Genomic DNA, 8,136 nt, shown 5'->3' with positions numbered 1-8,136 from the left:
CCGGAACGCATCGCCAGATGCGTTCCGGGTGAGGGGGAGCCTCCGCGAGCACAGCCATCACCGTGTATGCGGAGGCAGCCCCTCACCCCAACCCTCTCAGAGCGAGCTTCGCACGTCTCGCCCCCGTAAGAACGGGGCGAGGGAGCGCACCGTCGTCGCCACACCAACAAACATCAAAATAATCACTGAGGAGACTTTCATGCAGGATGCGGCCCAATCGCGGCTCTATGGACGGATCGCCTGGCGCCTGATCCCGTTCCTGCTGGCGTGCTACACGGTTGCGATCATCGACCGTTTCAACATCGGCTTTGCCAAGCTGCAATTCCTGCACGACCTCGACATCGATGACGCGGTGTTCGGGCTTGCCGCCGGCGCCTTCTCGGTCGGCTATGTCGCGCTCGAAGTGCCGAGCAACCTGCTGCTGGTCAGGGTCGGCGTCCGCAAGACCCTGCTGCGGATCATGGTGCTGTGGGGCGCCGTGACCGTGCTGCTCGCGCTGGTGCAGAACCAGTATCACCTCTATCTGCTGCGCTTCCTGCTCGGCGCCGCCGAGGGCGGCTTCTTTCCCGGCATCCTGTATTACCTGACGCTGTGGTTTCCGGACCGCGTGCGCGGCCGCATGACGAGCCTGTTCGTGATGGCGGTGCCGCTCGGCGGCGTCATCGCAGGGCCGCTGTCGGGCCTGATCATGGATCATATGCAGGGCGTCCATGGCCTGCATGGCTGGCAGTGGCTGTTCATCCTCGAAGGCGTTCCCGCCGTGCTGCTCGGCATCGCCGCCTATCTTCGTCTCGCCGACGGGCCACAGGCCGCGAACTGGCTCAGCGCCGACGAGCGACGGCTGGTCGCAAGCGATCTCGCCCGCGACCGCGCCGCCGCTCCTGGCACCACGCGCAGCTTCGCGGCGGCGCTGCGCGAGCCGCGCGTCTATCTGTTGTCCTTCATCTATTTCGCGTTCTTCTGCTCGCTCAACACCATCCTGCTGTGGACGCCGACGCTGCTCAAGCGCGTCGGCGTGGCGACCACCACCGAGATCGGCTGGCTGAGCGGCGCGATCTCGGTCGCCTCGGCGATCGGCATGGTCGCGATCGGCAACAGCTCCGATCGCACGCGGGAACGGCGCTGGCACGTGGTCTGCTGCGGTCTCGTCGCAGCGGCGTGCTTCATCGCCTTGCAGGCCGCGCAAGGCAGCATCCTGCTGACCGTAACCCTGCTCGCCATCGCCTCGATCGGCATCTTCGCGATTCTCTCCCTGTTCTGGACCATTCCGAACGCGATGCTGGAAGGCAGCGCCGCGGCCGGCGGTATCGCGCTGATCAGCGCGATCGGCTCGTTCGGCGGTGCGGTGTGCCCTGCCCTGGTCGGCTGGATGAATATCGCAACCGGGAGCATCTACGCACCGCTCGCCCTCGTTGGCGCGTTGCTCGCGATCGGTATGCTGACCCTGATTCTCTGTGTGCCGAAGCCTGGACCCGACGTCGCACTCGCCGAACCCAGCCGTCCCTGATCATCCAGCGCACGCCCGGCGCCGTCGGCCGGGCTTGTCTCGGCCGGCTGCGTCTGGATAGAACTCGATTCTGACTCTGTCAGAACCGAGTTCTATTTTCTTGTATTGACGCGTTTTCTTCATGCGAACCGGGCTCCACTTCGCTCGAAAACGCTATAGAAGGACGTTAACAAGAGACGCTTGCCGGGAACGAGGGCATGCCGCGAAGGCTTGAGGGTGATTTCGACTACATTATCGTCGGCGCGGGCACGGCGGGCTGCATCATGGCCAACCGCCTGTCGGCCGATCCGAAGAAGCGCGTGCTGCTGCTGGAAGCCGGCGGCAAGGACAACTGGATCTGGTTTCACATCCCGGTCGGTTATCTCTTCGCGATCGGCAATCCGCGCTCGGACTGGATGTTCAAGACCGAGGCCGAGCCCGGTCTCAACGGCCGTGCGCTCGCCTATCCGCGCGGCAAGGTGATCGGCGGCTCGTCGGCGATCAACGCCATGATCTCGATGCGCGGCCAGGCCGCGGATTACGATCACTGGCGGCAGCTCGGCCTCACCGGCTGGAGCTACAGCGATGTGCTGCCCGCATTCAAGCGGCTGGAGGATCACTTCCTCGGCGAGAGCGAGCATCACGGCGTCGGCGGCGGCTGGCGCATCGAGGCGCCGCGGCTGTCGTGGCAGGTCCTCGATGCGGTCGGCGATGCCGCCGAGGAGATGGGCATCAAGCGCATCGGCGACTTCAACACCGGCGACAATGAGGGCACCAGCTACTTCCACGTCAACCAGAAGCGCGGGCGGCGCTGGTCGTCGGCGCGCGGCTTTCTCAAGCCGGTGCTGAACCGCAGCAACCTGCGGCTCGAGACCGACGTGCTGGTCGACCGCCTGATCATCGAGAGCGGCCGCGCCGCCGGCGTCGAGTTCCGTCAGGGCAACGAGACGGTAGAAGCGCGGGCCAAGGGCGAAGTAATTCTCTGCGCCGGCTCGATCGGCACCACGCAGGTGCTGCATCGCTCCGGCATCGGCCCGTCCGAATGGCTGTCGCCGCTCGGCATCGACATCGTGGCTGACGTGCAGGGCATCGGCCACAATCTGCAGGACCATCTGCAGCAGCGCGCGATCTACAAGGTATCGGGCGTGCGCACGCTGAACGAGACCTATTACAACCTCGTGCGCCGCGGCCTGATGGGCCTCGACTACGCATTCCGCCGCCGCGGGCCACTGACCATGGCGCCGTCGCAGCTCGGCATCTTCACGCGCTCGGATGCGACGCGCTCGCGCGCCAACATCCAGTTCCACGTGCAGCCGCTGTCGCTCGACAAATTCGGCGACCCGCTGCATCGCTTCCCCGCGATCACGGTGAGCGCCTGCAATCTGCAGCCGACCTCGCGCGGCACGGTGCGGATCCGCTCGACCGCGCCCGACGACAAGCCGTCGATCGCGCCGAATTACCTGTCGACCGAGGACGACCGCCAGGTCGCGGCCGACGCGATCCGCACCACGCGCAGACTGATGAAGCAGAAGGCGCTGGAGAAATATCATCCCGAGGAATTCCTGCCCGGCCCCTCGGTTGGCGATGACGACGCCTCGCTCGCCAAGGCCGCCGGCGATATCGGCACCACGATCTTCCACCCCGTCGGCACCGCAAAGATGGGAACGGCCAACGATCCGATGGCCGTGGTCGACGAGCGCCTGCGCTTCTACGGCCTCAACGGCCTGCGCATCGCGGATGCCTCCGTGATGCCGACCATCACCTCCGGCAACACCAACACGCCGACCGCGATGATCGCCGAGAAGGCCGCGGCGATGATCGTGCAGGATGCACGATAAACAGCCGATGACGCAGCCGCAGCGGATTCTCGTTGGCAATGCCGGCGCGCAGATCGCGCTGGCACGATGGGGCGAGCCGGCCTCCGGCAAGCCGCCGGCGCTGCTGTTGCACGGCACCGGCTTCGTCGCCGAAGTGTGGACCGAGGTCGCCGAAGCGCTGGCCGCCGACTACACCGTCTATGCACTCGACCGCCGCGGCCACGGCCTGAGCCACAAGCCGCCGGCCGACCGCTATCAGTTCCAGGATTTCGCCGACGACGTCTGCATGGTGGTCGAACGCCTCGATCTCCATGACATCTACGGCATCGGTCATAGCGCCGGCGCGACCGACCTGATGCTCGCAACGAAGCTGATGCCGGATCGCTTCGCGCGGCTGTTCGTGACGGAGCCGACCGCGATGGATCCGCGCGCGCCGCGCAGCGGCGGCCTGAGCGAGATCGCGAACGCATCGGTGCAGGGGGTGCTGCGCCGCCGCGCCGAATTCGACAATGCCGACGATCTGTTCCGGCGATTGCGCGCCGCGCCGGCGTTCGCGCCGTGGACCGAGCCGTCGCTGTGGGCCTATGTCCATCACGGTTTTGCGCGGCTCGACGACGGCCGCATGCAGCTGCTTTGCACGCCCGAGATCGAGTCGGCGCTGCTGGGACCGATCTTCCAGGCCATGGAGCAGATCTACACCGGCGATGCGCGCGGCAATCCGTTCCCGTGGTTCTCCGGCATCGCCTGCCCGGTCTGCATCGCCACGGCTGAGCAGTCATGGCCGGTCTACAAGGAGATGGCCGACCGCGCCGCCGCCCTGATCCCGCACGCCAGCCGCTGGACGTTCGAAAACGTCGGGCACTGCGTCGCGCAGGAGGCGCCGGCGTTGATGGTTGCGGCGCTCAGGACGTTTGACGCACGAACCGGCTAGCGTCGGCACGGGACGCCTGCCAAAAGAAAACGCCGTCCCCTTGCGGGGGACGGCGGAAGCCACTCACGCAGTACTGGAACGTTTATTAGTGTTCGCCGTGGTGCTCGGCGTGATGCCGGCTCGCCTCGGTGTGGTGATGCTGGGCATGGCTGGCGTGACCATGGGCGCTGTGCGCGTGATGCGCCGCCTTGTGGTGATCGCCGGCTTCGTGGTGCTTGGCGGCTTCGCGGTGATGACGCGCCGCGTGCTCGTGATGCTCAGCTGCCTTGTGATGATGCTCAACGCCTGCGTGGTCGCTCATGAAGATCTCCCGGTGTGGCGAGTGAAGTTCACCATTCTTATGCAGGAGCGCTGACATTATGCTGACGGCTGCAAGACAGCTTTGTTGCGGTTGTTCATCTATGTTGCGGGACCTCGCCATGTTGCGGCGCGCATCAGCGCCGCTGCGCCCATCGGCCACCGCTTATTCCGGCGACGGAAAGCGCTCGACGGTCGGCAGCTCATGCGCCGCTTCCATCCAGCGCAGCCGCTCCGCGACCTGGATACGCATCGTGGCCGGCACCGCATCGGGATCGTCATAGGTGCCGCTCTGGATGTCGATGAACCCGGGCAACATGTTGCCATTGGTGTAGAAAAGCCCGGTGCCGCAGGTCGCGCAAAAATGCCGCCGGCCATGCTGGGAGGACCGGTAGATGCTCGGCTGCCCCTTGGTCACCTTGACCATGCCGTCAGCGACCATCACCCAGCCGACCATCGGTGCGCCGGCATGGCGCCGGCAATCGGTGCAATGACACAGCGCATGGACGACCGGTTCCCCGGTCACCTCGTAGCGAATCTCGCCGCAATGACAGCCGCCGGTGACGCCAGCCATGTTTTCCTCCGACCGATCAGTGGTTTGCCGGGTCGATAGCGTTGCAGGCCCCAAACTTTCAATGGCACATCTTGCCCTTGCGTCCACCTGTCGCGCCGGCCGCATGTCTGCTCATGTCGAGGCCGGCTTTCCGGCTCTCACGAAATCGTCATCCCGGCTCTCAACCCCCTCCAAAGCCCCGGGAATAAACCCTTAGGCCCGCCGATCACCTTCCCGGAAACCCAATCCCTGGGCCCAACGGGAGACTTGCTATGAGCGGACACGATCACGACCATCACGATGAAGAGAAGGGCGTCAGCCGACGCAAGGTGCTGGAATGCATGACCTGGGCCGGCACCGGCGTCCTCTGGACGGTTACCGGCGGCGTGCCGCATTCGCTCGGCATCGTCGGCTCAGCAGCCGCAGCCGAAGCGACCACCGGCATGACCTTCATGCAGATCAGCGACAGCCATGTCGGCTTCGACAAGCCGGCCAACCCGAACGCCATCGGCACCCTTGAGGAAGCCATCAACAAGGTCCGGGCGATGCAGGTCAAGCCGTCGTTCATGATCCACACCGGCGACATCACGCATCTGTCGAAGGCGTCCGAATTCGACGACGCCGATCGCATCATCTCGCAGGCCAAGCTCGACGTGCATTACGTGCCGGGCGAGCACGACTTCATCGACGAGGAGGTCAAGCTCTACAAGGAACGCTACGGCAAGGGCACCAAGGGTCCGGGCTACTACTCCTTCGACGCCGGCGGCGTGCATTTCGTCGGTCTCGTCAATGTCGTCGACCTCAAGGGCGGCGGCCTCGGCAATCTCGGCAACGAGCAGCTGGAATGGCTCGAGAACGACCTCAAAGGCCGCTCGAAGTCGACGCCGATCGTGCTGTTCGCCCACATCCCGCTGTGGACGGTCTATCCGCAATGGGGCTGGGGTACCGAGGACGGCGCCCGCGCGCTGGAGTACGTCAAGGGCTTCGGCTCGGTCACCGTGCTCAACGGCCACATCCACCAGGTGATGCAGAAGGTCGAGGGCAACGTCACCTTCCACACCGCGCGTTCGACGGCCTTCCCGCAGCCGGCGCCGGGTGCCGCCCCCTCGCCCGGCCCGATGAAGGTCGAGGATGCCAAGCTGCGCAGCATGCTCGGCGTCGCCAGCATCAACTTCAAGCAGAACAGCCAGCCGCTGGCGATCATCGACACGCCGCTGCAGGGCTGAGGGACGAGACCGATGAGTTCGATCAACCGACGCGATTTCGGTATAGCCGTGGTCGCGACCATGCTGCTTCCTGTCACGGCGGCCCGCGCCGAAGACGTCGCGGTCCACATCGACAACTTCTCGTTCGCGCCGAACCCGCTCGACGTGAAGGTCGGCACCACCGTGACCTGGACCAACCGCGACGACATCCCGCACACCGTGGTGTGTGCGGGCAAATTCCGCTCCAAGACCATGGATACCGACGGCACCTTCTCGTTCACCTTCACGGAGCCCGGCGAGTACAAGTATTTCTGCTCGCTGCATCCGCACATGACAGGCAGTATCAAGGTTGGGTAACGTGACCACCCAAACAATCATAGCGATGCCCGGCCGGTGGCCCTCCGCCCCCGGCCGGGCACAAGCCGTCTCTCGACATGCCGGGCAGGACACGATGGTTGTCAAAGCGTCGCAAGACGATCCCGAAAAGGCGCGGCGCTTCCGCGAAGCCGCGCTGCCGTACCTTGACGACGCCTATACCCTGGCACGCTATTTGTTGCGCGATGCCGCCGACGCCGAGGATGCGGTGCAGGAATGCTATCTGCGCGCCTACAAGCATTTCGACAGCTACCGTGGACCTGCGATGAAGCCGTGGCTGTTTGCGATCCTGCGCAATGTCTGCCGCGCCGAATATGCCCGCCGCAAGACCGCCCCCACCGCGGTCGAGGAGCTGCCCGAGGGTGGCGATCAGACCCCGCTGTGGAACGAGGCGCCGGAGACCCCGGAAAAGCAGCTGCTGCGTCGCTTCGACGGCGACACCGTGCGCAAGCTGGTCGCGGCGCTCGCCGAGCCGTTCCGCGAGACCTTTGTGCTCAGGGAAATCCAGAATCTTTCTTACCGCGAGATCGCCGATGTCGCCGCCGTGCCTGTCGGCACCGTGATGTCCCGCCTCGCACGCGCCCGCGCCATGCTGCGATCGGCCTGGCTTGCGGAACAGGAGCAAGTGAAATGAATTGCGAGGAAGCCGAAGTGCTGGTCCACGCGCTGATCGACGGCGAACTCGATGCCGGCCATGCGCGCGAAGTGGAAGCCCATATCGAGGGTTGCGCGCATTGCGCCGCCCTGATGAAGGAGTATCAGGAGATCCGCCAGGCGATCGCCGAGAGCGACGTGCGCTACAAGGCACCGCTCGAGCTGCGCCGCAAGATCGAGAAGGCGTTGCCGCAACCGCAGGCGGCGCCGAGCCGGCGCTCGGTGCTGCGCGGCTTCGCGATGGGCTCTGCGGTGTCGGCGATGGCCGCGACCGGCCTCGTCGCGATCGTGCTGCGCAATGACGACGAGCAGCGGATCGAGAACGAGGTGGTGTCGGCGCATCTGCGCTCGCTGCAGGCCGGCCACCTCATCGACGTGGTCTCGACCGATCAGCATACGGTCAAGCCCTGGTTCAACGGCAAGCTCGACGTCTCGCCGCCGGTGATCGATCTCACTGCGCAGGGCTTTACCCTGATCGGCGGCCGGCTCGACTACGTCAACGCCCGCGAGATCGGCGCCGTGGTCTACAAGCGGCGCCAGCACGTCATCAACCTGTTCGTGGCGCAAACGGCGAGCACCGACCGGAAGTCCGCGAAGATCTCGACGCTCCAGGGCTTCAACATCCGGCGCTGGAGCGACCGCGGCCTGAATTACTGGGCGGTCAGCGATCTCGGCGCCGACGAGCTGACGGAGTTCGGCGACAAGTTCGAGGGCGCGATGCGTGCGAACAAGGAGGGGTGAGGACTTGTAGCCCGGATGAAGCGAAGCGAAATCCGGGAACAGTCTCGCAAGGATCGAGAACCCCGGATTTCGCTTCG

9 protein-coding genes are annotated in these 8,136 nt (G+C 65.4%); 8 read left to right on the top strand and 1 reads right to left on the bottom strand.

Going from position 1 to position 8,136, the window contains the following annotated elements; all coding sequences use genetic code 11:
- Window positions 1-199 precede the first annotated feature (199 nt).
- The 4 genes from H8B02_RS02050 (at window position 200) to H8B02_RS02035 (ending at window position 4,589) form a co-directional block, all read left to right on the top strand.
- Window positions 200-1,507: an MFS transporter gene (locus H8B02_RS02050; protein ID WP_229164529.1), complete on the top strand. Its 1,308-nt coding sequence runs from the start codon at window positions 200-202 to the stop codon at window positions 1,505-1,507.
- 197 nt (window positions 1,508-1,704) lie between these two features.
- Window positions 1,705-3,324: a GMC family oxidoreductase gene (locus H8B02_RS02045; RefSeq protein WP_229164528.1), complete on the top strand. Its 1,620-nt coding sequence runs from the start codon at window positions 1,705-1,707 to the stop codon at window positions 3,322-3,324.
- Between the two features lie 7 nt (window positions 3,325-3,331).
- A complete protein-coding gene (locus H8B02_RS02040) occupies window positions 3,332-4,234 on the top strand; it encodes an alpha/beta fold hydrolase (protein WP_229164527.1) in 903 nt (300 codons plus the stop codon).
- An 88-nt stretch (window positions 4,235-4,322) separates the two neighbouring features.
- Window positions 4,323-4,589 carry a hypothetical protein gene (locus tag H8B02_RS02035; protein WP_229164525.1) on the top strand — a complete coding sequence of 89 codons (267 nt, stop codon included), beginning with the start codon at window positions 4,323-4,325 and terminating at the stop codon, window positions 4,587-4,589.
- A 108-nt stretch (window positions 4,590-4,697) separates the two neighbouring features.
- Here H8B02_RS02035 and H8B02_RS02030 read toward each other — a convergent pair whose 3' ends face one another.
- Window positions 4,698-5,105, bottom strand: coding sequence for a GFA family protein (locus tag H8B02_RS02030; RefSeq protein WP_229164523.1), 408 nt, complete (start codon window positions 5,103-5,105; stop codon window positions 4,698-4,700).
- A 251-nt stretch (window positions 5,106-5,356) separates the two neighbouring features.
- Between H8B02_RS02030 and H8B02_RS02025 the strand changes: the two genes are divergently transcribed.
- From H8B02_RS02025 to H8B02_RS02010, 4 genes are all read left to right on the top strand, one after another.
- The gene (locus H8B02_RS02025; protein WP_176532574.1) at window positions 5,357-6,310 is read left to right on the top strand and encodes a metallophosphoesterase family protein; all 954 of its coding nucleotides are present in this window, start codon (window positions 5,357-5,359) and stop codon (window positions 6,308-6,310) included.
- Window positions 6,311-6,322: 12 nt separating this feature from the next.
- Window positions 6,323-6,646, top strand: coding sequence for a cupredoxin domain-containing protein (locus tag H8B02_RS02020; RefSeq protein WP_024579453.1), 324 nt, complete (start codon window positions 6,323-6,325; stop codon window positions 6,644-6,646).
- A gap of 94 nt (window positions 6,647-6,740) precedes the next feature.
- On the top strand, window positions 6,741-7,298 hold the full coding sequence (locus H8B02_RS02015) for a sigma-70 family RNA polymerase sigma factor (RefSeq protein WP_173641736.1): 558 nt from the start codon (window positions 6,741-6,743) through the stop codon (window positions 7,296-7,298).
- Window positions 7,295-8,059, top strand: a complete 765-nt coding sequence (locus H8B02_RS02010; RefSeq protein ID WP_229164521.1) for an anti-sigma factor family protein — start codon at window positions 7,295-7,297, stop codon at window positions 8,057-8,059. The genes H8B02_RS02015 and H8B02_RS02010 overlap by 4 nt, the downstream gene beginning before the upstream one ends.
- Window positions 8,060-8,136: the final 77 nt, after the last annotated feature.

The sequence above is a fragment of the Bradyrhizobium altum genome, assembly GCF_020889705.1.
Lineage (GTDB): Bacteria > Pseudomonadota > Alphaproteobacteria > Rhizobiales > Xanthobacteraceae > Bradyrhizobium > Bradyrhizobium altum.
The sequence above is the reverse complement of the archived record's forward strand: the minus strand, read 5'-3'. Positions and strand labels throughout refer to the sequence as shown.

Bases quoted from the DNA above. Each gene is read 5' to 3' on its own strand.
- H8B02_RS02050 (WP_229164529.1), top strand. From the start codon at position 200: ATGCAGGATGCGGCCCAATCGCGGCTCTATGGACGGATCGCCTGGCGC.
- H8B02_RS02045 (WP_229164528.1), top strand. From the start codon at position 1,705: ATGCCGCGAAGGCTTGAGGGTGATTTCGACTACATTATCGTCGGCGCG.
- H8B02_RS02040 (WP_229164527.1), top strand. From the start codon at position 3,332: ATGACGCAGCCGCAGCGGATTCTCGTTGGCAATGCCGGCGCGCAGATC.
- H8B02_RS02030 (WP_229164523.1), bottom strand. From the start codon at position 5,105: ATGGCTGGCGTCACCGGCGGCTGTCATTGCGGCGAGATTCGCTACGAG.
- H8B02_RS02025 (WP_176532574.1), top strand. From the start codon at position 5,357: ATGAGCGGACACGATCACGACCATCACGATGAAGAGAAGGGCGTCAGC.
- H8B02_RS02020 (WP_024579453.1), top strand. From the start codon at position 6,323: ATGAGTTCGATCAACCGACGCGATTTCGGTATAGCCGTGGTCGCGACC.
- H8B02_RS02015 (WP_173641736.1), top strand. From the start codon at position 6,741: ATGGTTGTCAAAGCGTCGCAAGACGATCCCGAAAAGGCGCGGCGCTTC.
- H8B02_RS02010 (WP_229164521.1), top strand. From the start codon at position 7,295: ATGAATTGCGAGGAAGCCGAAGTGCTGGTCCACGCGCTGATCGACGGC.